At 69.2% G+C, this 22,375-nt stretch carries 15 protein-coding genes; 8 read left to right on the plus strand and 7 right to left on the minus strand.

Annotation, left to right across the window (positions count from 1 at the left end; genetic code table 11):
* Positions 1-2 precede the first annotated feature (2 nt).
* Positions 3-2,933: an MGH1-like glycoside hydrolase domain-containing protein gene (locus tag U9J41_RS14590; protein WP_322402921.1), complete on the plus strand. Its 2,931-nt coding sequence runs from the start codon at positions 3-5 to the stop codon at positions 2,931-2,933.
* Complete coding sequence (locus U9J41_RS14595) at positions 2,930-4,003, plus strand: alpha/beta hydrolase (RefSeq protein ID WP_322402922.1); 1,074 nt, start codon at positions 2,930-2,932, stop codon at positions 4,001-4,003. The genes U9J41_RS14590 and U9J41_RS14595 overlap by 4 nt, the downstream gene beginning before the upstream one ends.
* Here U9J41_RS14595 and U9J41_RS14600 read toward each other — a convergent pair.
* The 3 genes from U9J41_RS14600 to U9J41_RS14610 form a co-directional block, all read right to left on the minus strand.
* The gene (locus tag U9J41_RS14600; protein ID WP_322402923.1) at positions 3,966-4,529 is read right to left on the minus strand and encodes a GNAT family N-acetyltransferase; all 564 of its coding nucleotides are present in this window, start codon (positions 4,527-4,529) and stop codon (positions 3,966-3,968) included. The two genes, U9J41_RS14595 and U9J41_RS14600, sit on opposite strands and share 38 nt — an antisense overlap.
* Positions 4,530-4,532: 3 nt before the next feature.
* Positions 4,533-5,015: a GNAT family N-acetyltransferase gene (locus tag U9J41_RS14605; RefSeq protein WP_229412803.1), complete on the minus strand. Its 483-nt coding sequence runs from the start codon at positions 5,013-5,015 to the stop codon at positions 4,533-4,535.
* Between the two features lie 177 nt (positions 5,016-5,192).
* A complete protein-coding gene (locus tag U9J41_RS14610; RefSeq protein WP_322402924.1) occupies positions 5,193-6,482 on the minus strand; it encodes an amidohydrolase family protein in 1,290 nt (429 codons plus the stop codon).
* Positions 6,483-6,693: 211 nt separating this feature from the next.
* Between U9J41_RS14610 and U9J41_RS14615 the strand changes: the two genes are divergently transcribed.
* The 4 genes from U9J41_RS14615 to U9J41_RS14630 all read left to right on the plus strand — a co-directional run bounded on the left by U9J41_RS14615 (position 6,694) and on the right by U9J41_RS14630 (position 13,582).
* A complete protein-coding gene (locus U9J41_RS14615; protein ID WP_322402925.1) occupies positions 6,694-7,524 on the plus strand; it encodes a phasin family protein in 831 nt (276 codons plus the stop codon).
* 220 nt (positions 7,525-7,744) lie between these two features.
* Positions 7,745-9,496 carry an ABC transporter ATP-binding protein gene (locus U9J41_RS14620; RefSeq protein ID WP_322402926.1) on the plus strand — a complete coding sequence of 584 codons (1,752 nt, stop codon included), beginning with the start codon at positions 7,745-7,747 and terminating at the stop codon, positions 9,494-9,496.
* Positions 9,486-11,291 (plus strand): ABC transporter ATP-binding protein, encoded by a 1,806-nt coding sequence (locus tag U9J41_RS14625; RefSeq protein ID WP_322402927.1) that lies wholly within the window; start codon positions 9,486-9,488, stop codon positions 11,289-11,291. Before U9J41_RS14620 ends, U9J41_RS14625 begins: the two co-directional genes overlap by 11 nt.
* Positions 11,292-11,530: 239 nt before the next feature.
* Positions 11,531-13,582, plus strand: a complete 2,052-nt coding sequence (locus tag U9J41_RS14630; RefSeq protein WP_322402928.1) for a tetratricopeptide repeat-containing diguanylate cyclase — start codon at positions 11,531-11,533, stop codon at positions 13,580-13,582.
* 100 nt (positions 13,583-13,682) lie between these two features.
* On the opposite strand, the gene U9J41_RS14635 is transcribed toward U9J41_RS14630, so the two are convergent.
* Together U9J41_RS14635 and U9J41_RS14640 are read right to left on the minus strand one after the other, a co-directional pair.
* Entirely contained in the window at positions 13,683-14,036 is a 354-nt protein-coding gene (locus U9J41_RS14635) for a hypothetical protein (RefSeq protein ID WP_322402929.1), read from the minus strand.
* Between the two features lie 87 nt (positions 14,037-14,123).
* Positions 14,124-15,032, minus strand: coding sequence for a LysR family transcriptional regulator (locus U9J41_RS14640; RefSeq protein ID WP_322402930.1), 909 nt, complete (start codon positions 15,030-15,032; stop codon positions 14,124-14,126).
* A gap of 89 nt (positions 15,033-15,121) precedes the next feature.
* Between U9J41_RS14640 and U9J41_RS14645 the strand changes: the two genes are divergently transcribed.
* Both U9J41_RS14645 and U9J41_RS14650 read left to right on the plus strand, forming a co-directional pair.
* Positions 15,122-15,559 carry a PACE efflux transporter gene (locus tag U9J41_RS14645; protein WP_322402931.1) on the plus strand — a complete coding sequence of 146 codons (438 nt, stop codon included), beginning with the start codon at positions 15,122-15,124 and terminating at the stop codon, positions 15,557-15,559.
* 109 nt (positions 15,560-15,668) lie between these two features.
* Entirely contained in the window at positions 15,669-17,471 is a 1,803-nt protein-coding gene (locus U9J41_RS14650) for an FAD-binding oxidoreductase (protein ID WP_322402932.1), read from the plus strand.
* A 6-nt stretch (positions 17,472-17,477) separates the two neighbouring features.
* Here the strand turns inward: U9J41_RS14650 and U9J41_RS14655 are convergent, their stop codons facing one another.
* Together U9J41_RS14655 and U9J41_RS14660 are read right to left on the minus strand one after the other, a co-directional pair.
* Entirely contained in the window at positions 17,478-18,602 is a 1,125-nt protein-coding gene (locus U9J41_RS14655; protein WP_322402933.1) for a hypothetical protein, read from the minus strand.
* Between the two features lie 9 nt (positions 18,603-18,611).
* Entirely contained in the window at positions 18,612-22,370 is a 3,759-nt protein-coding gene (locus tag U9J41_RS14660; RefSeq protein ID WP_322402934.1) for a tubulin-like doman-containing protein, read from the minus strand.
* Positions 22,371-22,375: the final 5 nt, after the last annotated feature.

Here is a 22,375-nt window from a genome sequence, read left to right on the forward strand (position 1 = left end):
ACATGAACAAACTCACGCTCCTCGCAGCCGCCCTCTTCGCGCAATCCGTGACCGCCATCGCCGCCGAAGCGCCGCCGCTGCGCTACGACATCTACGTGCGCGGCGCCTTCAACGGCTGGGGCACGGACAACGTCCTCGCCTACCAGGGCAAGGGCGTCTACCAGGCCGACATCCTCGTCAGCCCCGGCAACCACGCCTTCAAGGTCGGCAGCCGCGACTGGGCCGCGGAATGGGTCGCGAATCCGGCCGCCAGCGTCAGCGTCAAGCTGGATGCCGCGTATCCGCTGGCGACCGAAGCGGGGCCGGAAGACTATCTGTTCACGAAGACGACGGCCACGTTCCGCTTCCGCGTCGACGTGTCCGATCCCAAGCGTCCCGTGCTGACGGTCGCGCGCATCGAGACGCCCGCCGCCGCACCGGCAGCGGACCCGCACGCGGGCGCGGGCGCGACCGCCGCGCTGACCTTCCCCACCTGGGACGGCAAACAGGAAACGGCGCGCTTCTCCGTGCGCGATCCGCAGGCGCCGCTGCGCAGCTATGCGCAATCGACGACCATGCAGCTGCGCGACCCCGGTCCGCAATCGACGACCTATGACGAAGACGCGGCGCTGCCCGTCGTGCGCAGCGGCAGCCTCGCGTTCGACGCCCTGTTCGCGCTGGCCGGCCACGAGATGAAGCTGGATTCGGTCAAGGAGATCCGCGACGGGAACTACAACGGCGGCGCCGCGATCTCGTGCGACTGCTTCGAGACCGGCGAGAAATGGCATTACGTGTGGACGCGCGACCTGTCGTACGCGGCGGATCTCGGCCTCGCCATGCTCGACCCGCAGCGCGTGCGCAACTCGCTGCTGTTCAAGCTGTCCGGCTGGCGCGCGGGCGTGGCGATGGCGCCGCAGGTCGCGGGCACGGCGGACGGCCTGCAGGTCGTGCAGGACACGGGCAGCGGCGGCAGCTGGCCCGTCAGCACCGACCGCATCACGTGGGCCTTCGCGGCCGAGGAAGTCCTCAAGACACTGCCGGCGAACGAGCGCGCGGCGTTCGCGGCCAAGGCGCTGCACGCACTGTCCAACACGATCGAGAACGACCGCGTGGCCGCGTTCGACCGCGCGACAGGCCTGTACACGGGCGAGGAATCGTTCCTCGACTGGCGCGACCAGACCTACGCGACATGGATTCCCGGCGACCTGGCCTCGATGGCCAGCAGCCATGCGCTGTCGACCAACGTCGGCCACTACAAGGCCCTGACGGTGGCCGCCATGCTGGCGCGCGAACAGGGGGACAAAGCCCGCGCCGCGCGCTACGACGGCTGGGCGCGCGACCTGAAACGCGCCATCAACGCGCGCCTGTGGCTGGCCGACGCCGGCATGTACAGCAGCCTCACGGCGGCGCACTTCGACGGCGCGCCGCTGCACAAGTTCGACTGGCTCGGCCAGTCGCTCGCCATCGTCACCGGCGTCGCCGACGGCGAGAGAGCGAAAAGCATCCTCGCCAGTTATCCGCACGGCCCGATGGGCGCGCCCGTCATCTGGCCGCAGCAGCAGGACATGCCCGTCTACCACAACCGCGCGATCTGGCCGTTCGTCACCGCGTACGGCCTGCGCGCGGCGATCCTGGGGCGCAACGTCGCCGTGGCCGACGCGGCGTACGACACGCTGATGCGGGGCGCCGCGCTGAACCTGTCGAACATGGAAAACCTCGAGTGGCTCTCCGGCCAGCCGCTGCTGCTGGACGAGGCGCATCCGAACCTGATCGGCCCCGTCATCGATTCGAAGCGCCAGCTGTGGTCCGTCGGCGCCTACCTCGGCATGGTGATCCGCGACGTGTTCGGCGTGTCCACCACGCGCGACGGCATCGAGGTGGCGCCGTTCGTGACGGCGAAGCTGCGCGGCGGCGTGTTCGCGGCCGGCGACACCGCCGCGCTGTACAACCTGCGCCTGCAGGGCCGCGCCGTCAACGTCAGGCTGCACCTGCCGCCCGCGCCGGCGGCCGGCGGCAGCGGCTATTACGCGGTCGAACGCATCCTCGTGGACGGCAAGCCGGCCGGTGCCGCGATCCCGTGGAGCGCGCTCGGCGCGCACAGCGACATCGACGTCCAGCTGGGCAAACTGGTCGCGGGCGACACGGCCATCCATCGCGTGAATGCGGATCCGTACGAGGAGGCGCCGGCGGTATTCGGTCCGCGCGAACCGCGCATCGACGCGCTCTCCCGCGCCGGCAAGGCCACGACGCTGGCGATCGCGCCGGCCGACCGGCAAGCGGGCATCGCGTACAACGTCTACCGCGACGGCAAGCTGGTCGCGTCCAACCTGCCGGCGGGCGCGTGGACCGACCGCACCGGCACGGCGGCATCGTGCTACGCCGTCGAAGCGCAATACACGGCGTCGGGCAACCGCAGCCACCACAGCGTGCCGCGCTGCGTCGACGCGGGCGTGGCGATCGCCGCGACGGACCCGCGCGTGCAGGCCGGCGTGGCCCTCGCCCCGGCCAACGCGCGCTTCGCCGAGCCCCATCTCGCCGACTGGGGCCGGCCGGTCGACCGCTTCACGGTGCGCGACGTGCGCGTGCCGGGGACGGGCGACTACGCCGTGCAGGTGCGCTATCACAACGGCGCCAACCAGGTGAACCTCGGCATCAGCGGTGGCGTAAAATGGCTGGCGCTCAAGGATGAGTCGGGGAAGATCGTCGCGCAAGGCGTCGTGCAGCTGCCGCACGCGCGCATCGACAAGGCGAACACCCCGACCGTGTACTCGACCCCGCTGGCCGCGCACCTCAGGGCCCACGTGCCGTACCGGATCGAGATGAGCGATTTCTATAACATGAGCTATTTGGACAGCAACCGCAGCTTCAGCGCGGCCGGCGGCGTCGACGGGCCGTCGAACCGCTTCGACATCTACGGCGTGCGGCTGCTGCGTACAAACGGAACGACACGATGAAACGAATCGCAATCGCCGCGGCGGCAAGCCTGCTGCTGGCCCAGGCGCACGCCACGACCGTGCGCGTGCACTACGCGGCCGGCAAGGATGGCATCCAGGTCCGCGCGGACAAGGGCGCCGCCGGCTGGTCGCAGGGCGTGCCCGCCACGCCCGAGGGAGGACCGCTGAACGTCTGGACCTTCACGTGGCCGGACGCGCTGGGCGACATCCAGATGAAGCCCGCGCTGGGCGCGGACAAGGTGTCGATCGGCGGCGTCTACCGGGTGCCGGCCGGCGCCACGCTCGACATCTACCCGTTCTTCGGGCCGCCGTTCGGCAAGGTGACGATCGTGAAGGACTTCGCGTCGCCGCAGATGAACAACAAGCGCGCGCTGCGCATCTACCTGCCGCCCAGCTACGGCGAAAACGCCGCCAAGCGCTACCCCGTGCTGTACATGCACGACGGCCAGAACCTGTTCGATGCGAAGACGGCATCGTACGGCGTCGAATGGGGTGTCGACGAGACGATCAACCGCCTCGTCGCGACGGGCGCGATGGACGAGGTGATCGTCGTCGGCATCGACAGCACGCCGGACCGCATCCCCGAATACACGCCCTGCTGCGATCCGAAATACGGCGGCGGCAAACTGAATGCCTACGACGCCTTCGTCGTGGAGACGGTGAAGCCGTACGTCGACCGCACGTACCGCACGCTGCCCGGCAAGGACACGACCGCGATCATGGGCTCGTCGCTGGGCGGCCTCGCCTCGGTGCTGATCGCGCAGCGCCATCCGGACATCTTTTCGAAGGCCGGCGGCGTCTCGAGTTCGTTCTGGTGGAACGGCGGGACGACGATCGCGACCCTGCCGGACCGCGTGCCCGTGAAGTTCTACATCGACGCCGGCACCCGCGACGACGGCCTGGACGACACGACGAAAATGCACGACGCCATGCTGGCCAAGGGCTGGCGCGACGGCGACGACCTGATGTTCTACAAGGCCGAGGGCGGGCGCCACAACGAGGCGTCGTGGGCCGCGCGCGTGGCCAAGCCGCTCACCTGGTTCTTTCCGTGGGGCTCGACCCGGCAGTAGCGCGACGCGATGCGGGCTGTTCGAAGTCGAGGCTGTACAGATTGCTGCCCGTGCCGCCCGGCACGAGGTGGACGACGCGCTCGAACCGCATGCCCATCTTGCACAGCAGGCCGTTCGATGCGACGTTGCCCGGCGACGTGATGGCCAGCACGCGCGGCAGGCCCAGCGCGGGCGCGAGGCCGAGCACGGCCATGCCCGCCTCGTAGGCATAGCCGCGGCCGCAATACGGCGCGAGATAGGCATAGCCGATGTCGACGCCGTCCAGCGTCTCGCGCTTGATCAGGCCGCACATGCCGATCAGCGTGCCGCTGCCCTTGAGCTCGACGACGTAGAGCGAGTGGCCGTGCGCCGCGTGCATCGCGATCGGGCCGTCGAGCAGGGCCTGGACCGCATCGTCGCGGGTACGGATGCCGCGGTCGCCGATGTGTTCGAGGAAGCCGGGATCGTTGACGAGCGCCAGGTAGAAATCGGCGTCGCCGGGGTCGGCGGTGCGCAGGCGCAGGCGCGGGGTCGCGAGGATCTCCACGGTTCAGTCTTCTTCCGGCAGCGGCCAGCGCGCCGGATCTTCGAGCAGCTTGTACATCACGTACGCGTCCACATAGCCGAGCCGGCGGTGGCGATACGCCTTGGGCAGCGTGCCGACGATGGAAAAGCCGAGCCGTTTCCACAAATAGATCGCGGGATTGTTCGTACTGACGACGAAGTTGAACTGCATCGCCAGGTAGCCCTTGCGCCGCGCCTCACCGATGCTGTGCTCGCCGAGCAGGTGGCCGACGCCGACACCCTGCGCGTTCGGGCTCACCATGTACGACGCATTCGCCACGTGCGCGCCGCGTCCCACGTGATTGGGCTGCAGCTTGTACATCCCGAGAATCCGCTCCTCGCCGCGCACGGCGACGTAGGTCGACGCTTCGGCGGCGAACCAGTAGTCGTACGTGTCCTCGCGGCTCGTGCCGGCATCCTGGGCATACGTCTCGCCCTCGGTGGCATGTGCCTGGAAAATGGTCCACATAGCATTGAAATCAGTTTCAGTAGCGGGACGAATCTGGATATCTTTCACTGCGTGACCTGCTGGATGTATCGAAAGCGCAAGATTCTACCTAAGGATTCGGCTGCACGGCTGCGAAACGCGTAACCAGACGTAGAAAATTTCCGTTGAATAAAGGTAGGAAAGACTTCGTGCCGTGCGTTACTGCCCTGCTCGGCTGGAAGTTCCCAACCGGAAATCCACCGTAGCGGGCCGATCCGGCAGGTGCAGCGTGGCCCGCGCCGGCGGCGCCTCGCTGACGACCTTGCCGCCGCGCAGCACGAGCCGGCGCGCGGCGCGCAGGCGGATCGCCTCGACGGGGTCGGCGGCGTCGAGCCATACAAGATCCGCGCGGCAACCCGGCGCGATGCCATAGCCCGTCAGGCCGAGGATGCGCGCAGGCGTTTCCGTAATTGCCTGGAAACACTGGCGCATCGCGGGCTGGCCCGTCATCTGCGCGACGTGCAGCCCCATGTGCGCCACGTCGAGCATGTCGCCGGAACCGAGGCCATACCACGGGTCCATCACGCAATCGTGGCCGAACGCCACCGGCACGCCGGCCGCCAGCAGTTCCGGCACGCGGGTCATGCCGCGCCGCTTGGGATACGTGTCGTGGCGGCCCTGCAGGGTGATGTTGATGAGCGGATTCGCGATGGCCGCCACGCCCGACTCCGCGATCAGCGGCAATAGCTTGCTCACGTAGTAATTGTCCATCGAATGCATCGACGTCAGGTGCGACCCGGCCACGCGGCCTTGCATGCCCAGGCGCAAGGTCTCGGCAGCAAGAGTTTCGATGTGGCGCGACAGCGGATCGTCGCTTTCGTCGCAATGCATGTCGACCATCAGGCCCTGCTCCGCCGCGTATTCGCACAGCAGGCGCACGGATGCGGCGCCGTCGGCCATCGTGCGCTCGAAGTGCGGGATGCCGCCGACGACGTCCACGCCCATGCGGATCGCACGCTTGAGGTTGGCGAGGGCCGTCGGACTGCGCAACAGGCCGTCCTGCGGAAACGCAACCAGTTGCATGTCGATGTAAGGCGCGACGCGGCGTTTGACGTCGAGCAGCGCCTCCACGGCCAGCAGGCGGTCGTCGCACACGTCGACGTGGGTGCGGATCGCCAGCAGCCCGCGCGCCACGGCCCAGTCGCAATAGCGCAACGCGCGTTCGACGAGCGCCTCCTGCACCAGTTGCGGCTTCAGCTCGCCCCACAGCGCGATGCCTTCGAGCAGCGTGCCGGATTCGTTCACGCGCGGCAAGCCGTAGCTGAGCGTCGCATCCATGTGGAAATGGGCGTCGACGAAAGGCGGCGTCACGAGGTCCCCGCCCACGTCGATCTCGCGCGCGCCGCGCTGCGGTAACGCCGGCTCGACCGCCGCGATGCGGGCGCCTTCGATGGCGATGTCGGCCCGGCGGCCGTCCGGCAAGGTGGCGTTGCGGAGGACGAGATCCATGCTGATGACTCCTGATGGGTTGGGATCACATCAGATTACCACGATGGGTATCTTGTCAATGATCTATATCAAACCCTAATGCTGCACCGCAAGATTTCCTTATAAAAACAACATAGAATTCGCTTTTCATCCCGCATAAAGCCATTTACACTCATCTTATTGCAGTGCGTCATAAACCATACGGTTATAACCTGAAAGACAAGGAACCCAGATGACTTCACTTTCCGAACAGTTGTCCGCCGTCCGCAAGTCCCAATGGGAAGCCCAGCTCGACGTGTTCCGGGACTTGAGCAAACGCGCGCTCGACAGTGCCGAACAACTGATTGCACTTAATATGAAGACCTCCCGCGCATCGGTCGAGCAAGCCACGGGAACCTTCAAGCAATTGCTCGAAGCCAGCAATCCGCGCGATCTGATGGCCATCGGCTCGACGGCCCAGGACCAGTGGCAGCAATTCTTCGCCTATGGCCGCGAACTGCTGGGCATTGCCACCGGCACCCGCGAACGCGCCTGGAGCATGCAGCAGCCCCCGTTGCAACTGGTGCCCGCCGCGACGGCGAACATTCCCACGTCCGTGCCGCAGCTGCTGGAACAGACGGCCATCGCGACCGCCGATGCCGCCACGATCCAGAGCGAGATCGCCCACGCCGCCATCGACACCGGCAGCGCGCTGGCCGAAGCCGCGCTGGATGCCGGCAAGCAGGCCGTCGCCCGCACCACGGACAGCGCGGCCGCGCCGGCCGCGGCGCCGACGACCACCGTGACCGAAGCGGTCGTGGTGGAACCGCCGGCCCCTGCTCCCGATCCGGTCGAAACGGCCAGCGCCGACGACGTGCCGCGCACCAAGGCCAAGCCTTTGGCCAAGGCCCTGAACGAGGTCGCGCCGAAGCCGGCGGGCGCCGAGCATCCGATCGCATCGACGGTGCCGCTGGAAGCCGGCCCGCAGGTCGACCTGCCGATCGTCACGCCGGCCGAAAGCACGCCGCCGCTGCGCGTCGTGACGCAGGGCGGCAAGGGTGCGCGCAACCAGCGCAAAAAATAAACAGCACGTTGGGTGGGCACCCCGTGCCCACGAGCTGCGCATGCACGGTGCGAACGTCCGCGTAGGCATCAGGTGCCCACGAGCGACGATGCGTGGTGCGGTCCGCGCGGGCACCCCGTGCCCACCCAACGGCTAAAAAAATAGTACATTAGCGGGCTCCGGCCCGCTTTTCTTTTTCGCGCCCGTTTTCACGCACCACCAACAAGAACAAGGATCTTCAATGGGTTTGGCAAGGCTGATCGGCGGCTTCGTGCGCCGCCACTGGCGCTCCTATGCGTCGTCGGCGGTCATGCTGTTCGGCGTGGCCCTGTGCACCGTGCTCGTGCCGCGCAAGGTCGGCGCCATGATCGACGGCCTCGCGGCGCACCGCCTCGGCGGGCACGATCTCGTCGTCCAGCTGTTCGAACTGCTCGGACTCGGCCTCGCGATCTACGCGCTGCGCGTCGCGTGGCGCCTGCGCCTGTATTCGGCGTCGTACCGGCTCGGCGTGGAGCTGCGCACCAGGCTGTACGACCGCCTGGCGGCGCAGGGCCCGGCCTTTTTCCAGCGCCAGCGCACGGGCGACCTGATGGCGCTCGGCACCAACGACATCGACGCCATCGAGCAGGCCGCCGGCGAGGCGATGCTGGCCGGCTTCGACGGCACGCTGACCCTCGTCATGGTGCTGGGCATCATGTTCCTCGGCGTCGACTGGCGCCTGACCCTGATCGCCCTGCTGCCTTTCCCCTTGATGGCGCTGGCGTTCAAGCGCATCTCGAGCCACATCCACACGGCGTCCACGGATTCGCTGAAGCGCTTCTCGGCCCTCAACGACCACGTGCAGGAAACGCTGTCCGGCGTGCGCACCCTGCGCGCCCTCGGCCTGGAACAACGCAGCGCCGACCAGTTCGCGCAGCTGGCCGCGCGCGCCGCCGACGCGAGCCTCACGGCGCAGAAATGGGAAGCCGCGTACGAGCCGGCCGTCGGCCTCACGCTCACCGCCGCCACCGGCCTCACGCTGGGCCTCGGCGGCTATCTCGTGTGGCAGGGCCAGATCACGATCGGCAGCCTCACGAGCTTCACGATGTACCTGGGACAGCTGATCTGGCCGATGTTCGCGGCCGGCTGGGTGCTGTCGCTGATCGAGCGCGGACGCGCCGCGCTGGCGCGCCTGCAGCCGCTGCTCGATGCGCCGCTCAGCGTCGACGACCACGGCACGCGCGACCATCTCGAACGCGGTCCGCTGGTGCTGGAGCACGTGCGCTTCACGTATGGCGGCGACGCGCGCGCCGCGCTGGACGACGTCTCGCTGCGCCTGGAGCCGGGCAAGACGCTCGGCCTCGTGGGCGCCACCGGCGCGGGCAAGTCCACGCTGCTGCGCGTGCTGCTGCGCCAGGCCACGCCGCAGCACGGCCGCGCCACGTGGGGCGGGCATGCGCTGGAAGACTACAAGCTCCAGGCGCTGCGCGCGCACATCAGCTGGGTGCCGCAGGAATCGTTCCTGTTCTCGGCGTCGATCGCGGAAAACATCGCCCTCGGCTGCCCGGGCGCGTCGCGCGCGGAGATCGAGCAGGCCGCGCAAATGGCGGCGATCCACGACGACATCCTGCGCTTCCCGGACGGCTACGACACGCCCGTCGGCGAAAAAGGCATCACCCTGTCGGGCGGCCAGCGCCAGCGCGTGGCGATCGCGCGCGCGCTGCTGGGCACGGGCACCTTGCTGCTGCTCGACGACGCGCTGTCGGCCGTCGACACCGGCACCGAAACGAACATCCTCGACCACCTCGACGAGGTGCGGCGCAAACGTCCCGACCTGTCGGCCATCATCGCCAGCCACCGCCTGTCGGCCGTCGTGAACGCCGACCTGATCGTCGTGCTGCGCGACGGCCGCATCGTCGAACGCGGCACGCACGACGAACTGCTCGCCCTGGACGGCTGGTACGCCAGCCAGTGGCGCTACCAGCAACTGGAGGCCAGCCTCGATGCCATCTGATTCCACGACCGTCAACAACGTCAAGAAGAGCGTGACCGCGGCGCAGGCGCGCCAGGCCGCGGCCCTGCTGCGCCGCGCCGCGCACCCGGACCGCGCCCACCTCGGATGGGCCACGCTGTGGCTGATCCTGGCCGCCGGCCTGGAAGTGCTCGGCCCCCTGCTGGGCAAGAAGCTGATCGACGACCACCTGCTGCCGCACCATCTCGACTGGCCGCGCATGGCGTGGCTGCTGGCCGGCCTGGTCGTCACCGGCTGGGCCGCGTCGTGGCTGCGTTTCCTGCAGCTCGTGCGATTGTCGGGCCTCGCGATGCGGGCCGTGCAGCGCCTGCGCGAATGGGTCTACGGCCACGTGCTGCGCCTGCCGATGGCGTTCTTCGACCGTGCGATCACGGGCCAGCTCGTGAGCCGCGTCACCAACGACACCGAGGCCGTAAAAACCCTGTACATCCAGGTGCTGTTCGTGATCCTCGATTCCAGCATCGTCCTCGTCGGCACGTCGATCGCGATGGCCTGGCTGGACTGGCACCTGATGGTGATCGTGCTGGCGCTGGTGCCGGCCGTGCTGGGCATCGTGTGGCTGTACCAGCGGCTGTCCGCCCCCGCGGTCACGCGCGCGCGGGCGCTGCGCAGCGACATCAACGGCCAGATGGCGGAATCCATCGGCGGCATGAGCGTGCTGCAGGCGAACAATGCCCAGCACCGCTTCGGCCAGCGCTTCGCCCGCACCAACGACCAGCACTACACGGCCCGCGTGGCCGAACTGCGCGCCAACGCCTTCCTGCTGCGGCCCGCGCTCGACTTCCTCAACGTCGTGCTGCTGGCCGTCGTCATCTTCAGCTTCGGACAGCGCAGCATGAACGCGGTCGAAGTCGGGGTGCTGTACGCGTTCATCAGCTATATCGCGCGCGTCGTCGAGCCGCTCATCCAGATCACGATGCAGTTTTCCGGCCTGCAGCAGGCCGTCGTCGCGACGGCGCGCGTGGCCGCGCTGCTCGACGAGGCGGGCGCCGCCGAACACCTGGCCGGCCGCGTGACGTCCGAACGCAAGGCCGTCGCGCGGGACGTCCCCGCCGTGCGCGTGCGCGACCTGAGCTTCGGCTATGCCCCCGGCCAGACGGTGCTGCACGACCTGTCGCTCGACATCCCGCAGGGCGCCTTCTTCGGCATCGTCGGCCACACGGGCAGCGGCAAGTCGACGTTGCTGTCGCTGCTGCTGCGCTACTACACGTTCGATCACGGCACCATCACGCTGTTCGGCGAGCCGCTGGCGGCCATCGGCAACGACCGCTTCCGCGCCGAGGTGGGCCTGGTGCCGCAGGACCCGTTCCTGCTCGCGGCGTCGGCGCGCGAGAACATCGACATGGGGCGCGGCCTGCCGCAGGAAGCCATCGAAGCGGCGGCGCGCGCCGCGCACGCGCACGAGTTCATCGCGCGGCTGGAACAAGGCTACGACACGCCGCTGGGCGAAGGCGGCTCGCGCCTGTCGTCCGGCCAGAAGCAGCTGATCGCGATCGCGCGCGCCCTCGCCGGCAAGCCGCGCATCCTGCTGCTGGACGAAGCCACGTCGCGCATCGACAGCCAGACGGAGCAGATCGTGCAGCAGGCGTTCGACGAACTGCGCGGACAGGTCACGATCATCGCCATCGCGCACCGCCTGTCGACGATCCGCGACGCCGACCGCATCGTCGTGCTGAACCACGGCCGCATCAGCGAATCCGGCAGCCACGACGCGCTGATGCGCATCGAAGGCGGCCTGTACCAGCGGCTTTATCTGCTCCAGCAACTGAGCGTCTGAACCCGTCCTCCGGTGTTCCTGCCGTCCCCGAGGCGTTAGCGTTTAGCCAACTTTGTTATATGAACATTATTCCTTGGGACAGCGCGGCGTTTTCGATACGAAACTGTGTCTTTTCAGCATACATCGCTCTAAATCTTGATCTTTCTCAATTGCAAGAGCCTATAATTGCCTATACAGATGTCCCGAATTGAGGGACCACACTTCCTCGGGGAGCTATGTTGGCAGGCCTATACCGTGCGTTGCAGCACCGACGCAGCCGTGCGCTGCTGGCCCTGCTATTGCCCGTTGCCGGTGGCGCCCTCGCCGCGGACGTCGCGCCCGTGCGCGACCACTTTGCCGAACTCGCCGAAATCATCCGCGTCACGCCCCAGCGCGCCGCGCCGCTGCTGGCCGCGCTGGAAGTCGACGCGCTGCGCACGCCCGCCGAACATGCCCGTTTCCTCACCCTGTCCTGTGACCTGAGCCACCGCCTCGGCAAGCACGAGGAAGCCGTCCGCCTGTGCGAACAGGCGCTGCAACTGGGCCGCCAGGTGCACGACGACAGCCTCGTCGCGCGCGCGCTGCTGTCCAAGGCCTATGCCGTGTTCGGCCTGAACGAGTCGGCACAGTCGCACCAGCTGGTCTGGGAAGCCGAGCGCCTCGCCGCCGCCAGCCCCGACATCGGCCTGCGCATCCTCGTGCTGATCTCGTCGGGCGAATCGTTCGCCGAGGAAGGCAACTTCCCCATCGCGCTCAACAAGCTGCAAGGCGCCGTGACGCTCGCGCGCCAGAGCGGCGATCCGCTGGAAGTCGCCATCGCGCTCAAGTCGCTGGCCTACCTGTACGGCCAGATGCGCGAATTCGACAAGGGTTTCGAGGCGATCGGCGAAGCGGAACGGCTCGCGGAACAGGTCAAGTCGCCGGGCCGCCTGGCCATCTTCAAGACCACGGAATACATCCTCGCGGTGAACAACGGCGACGTCGCGCGCGGCACGAAGGCCCTGCTGTCCGCGCTCGCGCTGGAGCGCAGCATCGGTGCCGACGCGATGGTCTCCAACACCCTCGTCAACCTGGCCGACGCCTACCTCAAGCAGCAGGACTGGCGCCGCGCCCTGACGTATGCCCAACAGTCGCTGGACCAGGCGCAGAAGCTGAACGACGACTCGCTCGCCGCCACGGCCCGCGTCAATGTGGGCCAGGCGTATCTCGGCATGGGCCGCCTGGCCGAGGGCAAGAAGCAGATCGAGCAGGGCATGGACTGGTACCAGCGCTCCGGCAACAAGCCCGACCAGCAGGGCGTGCTGGTCGAATACGGCGACGCGCTGGAACGCGCCGGCGACCTGGCCGGCGCGCTGGCCGCGTATCACCGCGAGCGCGCGCTGTCGAACGAATTGTTCGAGACGCGCCGCCAGAAGGCGATGATGGAGCTGCAGGAAAAATACGAGGCCGACAAGCGCCAGCGCCAGATCGAGATGCTGCGCCAGGAAAACCAGGTCAAGTCGACGGAACTCGACAACCGCCGCCTGCAGCAGCGCATCTGGTGGCTGCTCGCGCTCGTGTTCGCGCTTGCGTCGGTCATCGTCGGTATCCTGTACCGCAAGGTGCGGCACGCCAACGCCCAGCTCGAGGAAAAGAACCAGGAACTCAAGCAGCAGAGCGCGCGCGACCCGCTGACGGCCCTGTACAACCGCCGCCACTTCCAGGAGTTCATGCGCGGGCACCAGGCGATCGAGCGCCGCGGCGTGGGCAACGACGGCAGCGGCGGCGGCGACATGGTCAGCGCCATGTTCCTGCTCGACGTCGACCACTTCAAGAACATCAACGATACGCACGGCCACGGCGCCGGCGACGCGGTGCTGCGCGAGATCGCGGACGCGCTGCGCGACATCCTGCGCGAGACCGACATGATCGTGCGCTGGGGCGGCGAAGAATTCCTCGCCTTCCTGCCGGCCGTGCCGAGGGACAGCCTGGACGAGGTGGCGCGCCGCCTGCTGGCCGGCATCCCGGAACGCACCGTCGATTACCAGGGCACCCGGCTGTCGGTGAACGTATCGATCGGCTTTGCGCCGTTCCCGCTGGTGCAGGACGGAGGCAGCATCTCGTGGGAGCGCGCGATCAACATCGTCGACATGGCGCTGTACCTGGCCAAGGGCCACGGCCGCAACCGCGCATACGGCGTGCGCGGCATGGCCGGCCTCGATCCGGCGGCGCTGGACGAGGTCGAGCAGGACATCGAGAAGGCGTGGCGCACGGGGCTCGTCGACCTGTCCATCGTGACGGCACATGCGCCGGAATTGCGGATGGCGTCCTGAGTCACGTCGTTCCCACGCAAGCGGAAACTCAAGTACTTTACGTCGGCGCCAACACCTTGGATTCCCGCCTTCGCGGGAACGACGGTTTCAAGGCTACGTGCTACTTCGCCGCCTGCTGCATCTTCTCGCCGGTCTCCTCGACCTTCTTGCCGACCTTCTCGGTCGCTTCCTGCGCGCCCGCGCGCGCCTCGCGCACGGCGGCGTCGGCCTTGTCGACCTGCGCCTGCACCTTGTCCGTCACCCGGTCGTTGATCTTGTCGATCTTGTCGTTGACGTGGTCGAGCTTTTCCTGCACCCGGACGCCGGCCGCGTCGACCTTCGCCTGCGCGCGCGCGCCCGCGTCGTCGATGGCCTTGCCGGCCTGCTGGGCGGGGCCGACACCGTCGCCGCCGCGGTTGCAGCCGGCCAGCAACAGGGCCGCCAGCAACGTCACCGGAATGAATGTGCGATTCATGCTGCGTCCTCCTTGTCGTCGTCTTTATTGCCGAATATACCCCTGTGATGCCGGCGGCGGCGCGCGGGGAACGGCGGCGACCTGCCGTCAATCCTGCGGCATCCGCCAGTCCGCGCGCATCAGTTCGACGTAGCGCCGCGCGCCGAGGCCCAGCGGGCGCTCGCGCGACCACACGACGTCGACCCACAGGCGCAGCTGGTTGCTGATGTTATCGAACGGGATCTCGACGAGGCTGCCCGCCGCCACCAGCGGCTGCACCAGCGCGCGCGGCAGATAGGCCCAGCCGAGGCCCGCCTGCACGAGGTTCAGCGTGGCGAGATGGCTGTCGACGCGCCACACGTCGCGCGCGTGCACGAAGCGCGGATCGCGGCCGGCGCCGTCCTGCTCCGGATTGCCGCGGCCCGCGACCACGATCTGGCGCGCGTCGATCAGGTCTTCCAGCCGCGGCGCGCCGTCCGCCAGCAGCGCGTGCCCCGGCGCCAGCACGGCGACGAGCAGTTCGCTGCCGACCTCCTGGAACGCCTCGCGGTCGTCCAGGCGTTCCCGTTCGAACACGAGGGCCAGGTCCACGCCGCCGTCGTGCAGCAGGCGCAGCGCGTCGGCCTGCGGCGCCGACAGCACCTCCACTTCGAGCGACGGGAATTCGCGCGCCAGCACGGCCAGCGGCGCGCTCCAGCGGCCCGCGATCAGCTCCGGCACCACGGCCAGCGTCAACCGGCGTTCCAGCCCGCCGTGCAGCGCGAGCGCGTCCGCCCGCAGCCGGCGCAACTCGCTGGCGACGTGGCGCGCGCGCGGCTCCAGCGCCCGCGCGGCGTCCGTCGGGCGCGGATCGCGGCCGGAGCGGTCGAACAGCGCCAGGTCCAGCTCCGCCTCGAGCTGGGCGATGGCCATGCTGACGGCCGACGGCACCCGCCCCAGCGCGCGCGCCGCGGCGGAAAACGAACCGTGGTCGAGCACGGCCAGGAAGATGCGCACGCTGTCGCTGGAAAACGCCATGACGTGTCAATAAAGTTGAAAGGTCCTGACTTTATACATCAAGCGCATCGACATATCATCACGCCATCGGATTTTTCGGGAAGCTGGACATGCAAGGCATCAAACGCAGGATCGTCTACGTCGCACTGTACGAAGCCATCGCCGTCGCCTGCACGACCGTCGGCCTGGCCGGGCTCGCGCACCACGACGCCGGGGACGCCGGCCTCGCCGCCGTCCTCGCGTCGGCGACGGCCATCGCCTGGAACCTCATCTACAACACGCTGTTCGAAGCCTGGGAAGCGAAGCAGGCCAGGGGCGGACGGAGCCTCGCGCGCCGCATCGTCCACGCCGTCGGCTTCGAGGGCGGCCTCGTGCTCGCCATCGTGCCGATGTTCGCGTGGACGCTGGGCACGTCGCTCATCGACGCGTTCATGCTCGACATCGGGCTGGTCGTCTTCTTCACCCTCTACAGCTTCGCGTTCAACTGGGCGTTCGATCTCGTGTTCGGGCTGCCGACGGCGGCGCTGGGCCGCGCCGGCGCCGCCTGAAGTCGCGCGTATCCGGTTCGCCCCGCCCGCCTCCCGGTTCGCCACATCCCACTGGCCCGGGTCGTCCGGCCGGCGTAGCCTGGCACGCATCGATTCTTCAGGAGACACCGTGAAACGACGATTCCTTCTCAAGGCCGCGGCGGCGCTGCCGTTCGCGCTGCCGTTCACGTTCCCGGGCGCGGCGAGCGCGGCACCGCTGCGCAGGCGCGTGCGTCCGGGCGACGCCGGCTGGCCGTCCGCCACCGCGTGGGACGACCTGAAACGCAGCGTGGGCGGCCGCCTCATCAAGCTCGATGCGCCCTTTGCCGGCTGCGCCGCGGGCCCGGATGCGCCGGCCTGCACCGCCGCCCTCGCCCGCCTCAAGAACGGTTTCGACATGGGCGACCAGCCGAATTTCACGCACACGAGCGGCTGGCTCGACGCCTGGTCGTCGCAGCCCAGCGCGTACGCGGTCGCTGCGCGCACGGCGGCGGACGTCGCCGCCGCCGTCGATTTTGCGCGCACCCACGACCTGCGCCTCGTCGTCAAGGGCGGCGGCCACAGTTACCAGGGCACGTCCGATGCGCCGGACTCGCTGCTGGTCTGGACCCGGCACATGAACGACGTGCGCGTGGAACCGGATTTCGTCGCGCACAACTGCGGCGGCGCGCCGCAGCCGGCCGTCACGCTGGGCGCGGGCGCCATGTGGATCGACGCCTACGATGCCGTGACGACGCGCGCCGGCCGTTACGTGCAAGGCGGCGGCTGCACGACCGTCGGCGTCGCGGGCCTCGTCCAGAGCGGCGGCTTCGGCAGCTTCTCGAAACGCTGGGGCACGGCGGCGGCCGGCCTGCTGGAAGCGGAGGTCGTGACGGCCGACGGCGAAGTCCGCATCGCCAACGCCTGCACCAACGCCGACCTGTTCTGGGCGCTGAAGGGCGGTGGCGGCGGCAGCGTTGGCATCGTCACCCGGCTGACCTTGCGCACGCACGCGCTGCCGGCCACGTTCGGCGCCGTGTTCGGCAAGGTCCGCGCCGCCAACGACGCCGCGTTCCGTGCACTGGTCGGCAAGGTCGTCGCGTTCTACGCGGAATCGCTGTGCAACCCGCACTGGGGCGAGCAGATCTCCTTCCACGGCGACAATACCGTCGACGTCTCGATGGTGTTCCAGGACCTCGACGAAGCCGGCGCCGCGCGGGCATGGGCGCCGCTGCTCGACTGGCTGCGCGGACGCGGCGACTACACGTTCGAGAAGCCGTTCAAGGTCATGGCGCTGCCGGCGCGGCACTTCTGGGATGCCGCGTTCTACCGCGAGCACGCGCCAGGCTTCATGGTCGCCGACCCGCGTCCGGGCGCGCCCGCGCACCACGTGATCTGGAAGGGCGACACGGAGCAGGAAGGCTGGTTCATCCACGGCTACAAGTCGGCGTGGCTGCCGGCGCAGCTGCTCGACGTGAAGCGCCAGGCCGGCCTCGCCGACGCGCTGTTCCGGGCCAGCCGGCACTGGAGCGTGGGACTGCACTTCAACAAGGGACTGGCCGGCGCGCCGGCCGCGGAACTCGACGCCGCGCGCGCCACCGCGACCAACCCCGCCGTGCTGGACGCCTTCGCGCTGGCGATCATCGCGGGCGGCGACGACCCGCACTTCCCCGGCATGCCGGGCGGCCCCGTCGACGCGCCGCGCGGCCACGACCGCGCGCAGGCGATCGGCCGGGCGATGGACGCGCTGCTGAAGGTGGCGCCGCATGCCGGCTCGTATGTCTCCGAAAGCGATTACTTCCTGCGCGACTGGCAGCACGCGTTCTGGGGTGCCAACTACGCGCGGCTCGCGCAGGTCAAGCGCAAATACGATCCGGACGGGTTGTTCTTCGTGCACCACGGCGTGGGCAGCGAAGCGTGGAGCGAGGACGGGTTCACGCGGCTGGGCGCGTGACGATGCCTACTGTCCGCCGGCCTGGCGTTTCAACGCGGCGCAGTCGCGGTCGGACGGATCGACCATCGTGAGGCACAGGTCCATCTTGTCGCGCGCGGCACCGTAGTCGCCGCGGGCCAGGTCGGCTTTCGCTTCCCGGATCAGGTTGCGCGCCGACGGCGTATCCCCGCCGTTCGCGGCGGGCACGGCCAGCGGGTGCTCGCCGCGCGCGGCGTCGACGCGCACCTTGAGTGTGCGCGTGTCGTCGTCCTCGCCCCAGCGCTTCGTGAACGCCTGCAGGCGCGCGCGCGCCCGCTCGGCATTGCCGGCCGCCAGCGCGGATTCGACGGCGCCGCGCGCCTCGCCCCACGCGTTCGCGCGCTGGCGCTTGCGCGTGCACGCGCTCGATGCCTCGTTCAGCGCGCGCTGCAGCCGTTCCAGCTGCTGCGGCGTGGCGCGGCCGGCGCGCAGCGCGATCAACTCCTCCTGCGCTTCCTTGCCGTGGCAATCCTGGGCCTGCGCGATGGCGGCATCGATGCGCCGGTCGATCTTTTTGGCCGACGGCTTCGCCCACAGCCACACGCCCCACAGCACGGCCAGCGCGACGATCCACCAGCGCAGGCGGATCGGCTGCCGGCCCGGCGGCTTGTGCGCGGCCGCGGGCGTGGGCGTGGGCGTGGGCGGCCACGGGATGCCGCGGGCGCGCTCCGGCGCGGCGGTGCCGGCGTCGACGGGACGGCCGCCGTGGCCGAAGGCCGTGGCGGATGGCGGTGGCGCGGCGGCCGCGGTCGGCCTCGCCGATGCGGTGGCGGATGGCGGCGGCGCGGCGGCGGCCGTCGGCTTGGCCGATGCGGTGGCGGAGGGCTCCGGCGCGGTCGTGGACCGGGCCGGAGCCGCGGCGGCGCCGCGCACCGTCTCCGCCGCGAATCCGGCGTCCGGCGCGTCCGACCAGCCGGACAACTCGGCCGCCGCTTCCGCCCCGGCGACAGCGGCAACCGCGGCGGCCTCGCGGCGCCCGCGTCCGTCGTCCGGTGAAGCTGCGGGCGCCCCCGCCTGCTGGGCCGTCCCGCAATACGGACAGTAATTCACGCGGCGCGGCATGCCGCGCGCGCAGGCGGCGTTGACACAGCGGTAGATCGCTTCGTCCTGCACGGCGCGTCCCTATTCCGGATCCGGGACGCCGTCGTCCGGATCGGGAATCGCCGTATCGACGGCCGCCATCACTTCCGGGATGTCGGCCACCCGCTTCCACTTGTCCGCGCGCGGATTCCATTGCATGTTCCAGATGCGCGTGCCGGCATCGATCTCGCCGCGCGTCAGCTGCTGCACCACTTCATCCAGCGCGAACGGCCCGCGCTGGACGCCGCCGACGAACAGCTTGTAGCGCGCGGCGATGGGCGTGGCGCCGACGACGTAGGCGGCCGGTCCGAGGGCCGGTCCTTCCACCGCGCCCGACATGGTTGCGCCGGCCATCGGCGTCGGCGCGACGACGGTCGGCGCGGCCGGCGCGTACTGCGCGCCCGGCATGGCGGGCGTGGTGGGCGTGGCTGTGCGCCGCTCCAGCGCCTGCGCGGCGCGCGCGTCGGCGCCGAGGAATTCGGGGCGGATCACGCGCTTGTCGACGGCCCGCTCCACTTCCCACGCGTAGGCGTCGGACGCGGAATCGGGCACGGTCTCCGTCCACGTGTCCAGCTGCGCGAGCGCCGCTTCCACCTGCGCCGGCGACAGTTGCGGGTCGATGGACATGGCGCGCCGCATCCACTGGTCGTACAGGCGCCGCGCCGTGATGGTCGGCAGCGACGGCGACGGCAGCTGGGCGCCCGTCTCGTCCACTTCCAGCCTGGGTTCGTACACGCGCAGCTGGTAGTGGCGCATCAGCGCGGCCAGCAGCGCCAGTTGGTGCGGGCCCATCGCGGCCAGGCGCTGGCGCGTCGCCGCGATCACCTGCTCGCGGTAGTACGGCGGCAGGCCGTTGGAGCGGATCGCGTACTCGTTGCCGATCTGGAGCCACTCGCCCGATCCCGGCTCGACCTCGAACAGGTATTGCCCGCGCGGCTGGAACGCCGCCTCGCGGTCGCCCGCGTCCTGCTTGCGGCGCAGGACGCCCAGCGCGATCGCGGCGAGGAAGAATTCGTAGTCGTCCGCCAGCCGATTCAACTCGTCCATCGACGGCGAGACCGGATGGCGGAAGCGCGTCGAATCGAAGTGCAGGTGCGTAGGGATCTTCGGATTCTCGATCTGGTAGCTGGCGCGCCACGTCGGCAGGCCGCGCAGGATCGTCATCGGGTAGCCGGACAGTTCGATGTAGCACACGGCCCGTCCCGGCACGCCCGTGTTCACGACGGACACGAGGTCGCCGTGGAAGAAGCCGGTGGGCACGGCGGCGCGGATCTCCGGCTCCAGCCTGCGCCACGCGGCCGGGTCGCCCACGCCGACGAAGCACTTGAACTGGTCGGCGCTGGGCGTGAACTCGGCCGAGAAGCGCGCGTTAATCCACGGCATGGCGCTCTTGATCCATTCGCTGAACACGCGGTGCCGTTCCTGCGGCGACATCGCACCGAGCCGTTCGACGAGGGGATCGGGCAGTTCGGCGCCCGCCTGTTCGCCGGACAGCTGCAGCTGCGCGCGCCGGAACAGCTTGAGCAGCAGATCGGCGCGCAGGCGCTCGTCGCCCAGCTGCGGGAACAGGCGCGCGGAGCCGCCGAATTCCAGCAGCACGTCCTCGCTCCAGGCGCTCACGTCGCCGGTCAGGCGCACGGGTTCCGGCAGCACGTCGCTCGCGAGCTTGATGTAGGTGGCGTGATCCTGGCGCGCGTCGGCACGCAGTTGCCCGATGCGCTGGTCGACGGCGGCCAGCATCGACGCCACGTTGCGCCGCCCTTCCTGGAATTCACCGGCCACGCCGCTCCAGCGCACCTGGCCGTGTTCGTCCGGCGCCTGCGGCTCGCCGAGCCAGCCGGACAGGCTTTGCATCACGTCCACCGCCTGTCCCGCCGCGACGGCCAGCAGGTGGAAGCGCAGGTAGTCGGCGATGTCGCGCTTGAGGTGGTTCATGATTTCGCGCGCCTGCGCATCCTTGCCGAACAGGCGGCCGGCGGCCTGCGTCAGGTGGTTCAGCGATTCCTCGACCTGGCGCGTGCGCAGCGCATCGCGCACGTCGCGGTAACGCTTGCCGTTGCGCTGGACGTGCGCCAGGTCGCGCTGCGCCAGGCGGGCTTTCACCTGCTCCAGCAGCGACAGCACGAATTCCAGTCCGCCCTGCTTGCGGTCGTCCAGCAGCATGTACAGGCGGCCGCGCACGTTCAGGCGCAGTTGCGCGAGCAGTTCGCCGGTGCGGCGCTTGATGCGGTCCTCGCTCGTCTCGGCCGTGGCGCCGGCTTCGCGGATGGCGTCGCGCTCCAGGTCCGGCAGCAGCTCGACGACCTTCTCGCGCCACAGTTTCAGGTCGTACGACGCCATGATGCGGTCCATCTCCAGCTGCACCTTGCTCTCGACTCTTTCCAGCAGCGAGCGCTGGTCCTTGCCCTCCAGGAGCATGTCGGTCAGCGCGTATTCCTGGAACGGCGTGACGTCGACGGTGCCTTTCTTAAAGTCGGGGAATTCCGTGAACGGGTGCTCGGCCATGCCCATCTGCTCGCGCATGAAGGCGTCGCGTTCCTGGTCGCCGGCGCGCCGCGCGGCCGTGCCGTCGCTGGCGACGAGGCCGAAGAACGCCTTCACCATCAGCGCCGCCAGCTCGTAGGCGCGGATGTCTTCGCGCAGGCTTTGCTGGGTGTCGAGCACCGCCTGGCCGAACGCGGAATAGACTTTCGAATACGACAGGCGCATGTCGCCGAAGCGTTGTTCCGGCACGCGCGGGTTGTACGGCCCCAGCTTGTGCTGCTGCTGGTTGACGGCGACGGAGCGCTTGCGGTTGGCGAAATCGGCCGACGCGAAATCCTCGAACAGCGTGTCGGCCACCATCTGGTAGACGTCCTTCACGTCCTGCGTGGCCTTGTTCGCGAGGTTCGCCGTGTCGACGAAATACACGTCGTCGAACGGCGTGCCGCGGCCGACGATGCTGTCCGGTTCCATCCACTGCACGCGCGCGTTCATGTCGCGCATGCTCGTCTCCAGCTCCATCATGGTCGCGTACGCGTTCGCCTCCGTGCGTTCCTTGTTCGCCTTGGCGTAACCGGACGGCAGGAACATCACGAGGTCGACCTGGCTGTCCGACACTTCCTGGCGCGCGACCGCCTTGGCGATCCAGCCCAGGTCGATGGCGCTGCCCGCGCCCGTGCCGCCCGCGTTCGACGCGATGACGACGATGCGGAATTTCGACGTGTCGACCTGCAGGCCGAGGCGCTGGTAATTCTCCTTGCGCTCGATGCCCGCGTTACTGCTCAGGAAGTTCAGCGCGCCCTTGATGCGGCCGCGCAGCTTGGGGTATTTGTCGAACAGGTACAGCCGCGCGAGCGCCCGGATCTGGCCCGCGCCCTTCGATGGATCGATGCCCAGCGAGCGCAGTTTCTTCGGGCGCAGCGGCATCCAGTTCTCGATCAGCGGAAAGCGCGCGAGGCTGTCGTCGGACTCGTGGTACTGCGGCAGGTCGAGCGGTTCGACGAGGCGTTCCTCGTCGGAGAGCTTCACCAGCTCGAACCACGGGTCCGTGCGCTGCGACTTGCCTTCGTCGATGACGGCGTTGGCGTCGAGGTCGAAGTGGAGAAAACGCGCGACCGGGAAGTCGGCGATGGAGTCGACGCGGGTCGGGTGGCGGCGGTTCCACACGGCCGCGAGGATGCGCCGGCGGATGCGCATCATGACTTCCATGCCGGTGCCGCCGGCGCCGATGAACAGCGTCGGACGCAGGTCGACTTTGAGTTCCGCGCGGCCGGCGGCGGCCTGGTTGCCGAGCGATGCGGGATCGGGAAAATCTGCCATGGTGT

The sequence above is a fragment of the Massilia luteola genome (genome assembly GCF_034420155.1).
GTDB lineage: Bacteria > Pseudomonadota > Gammaproteobacteria > Burkholderiales > Burkholderiaceae_D > Telluria > Telluria luteola.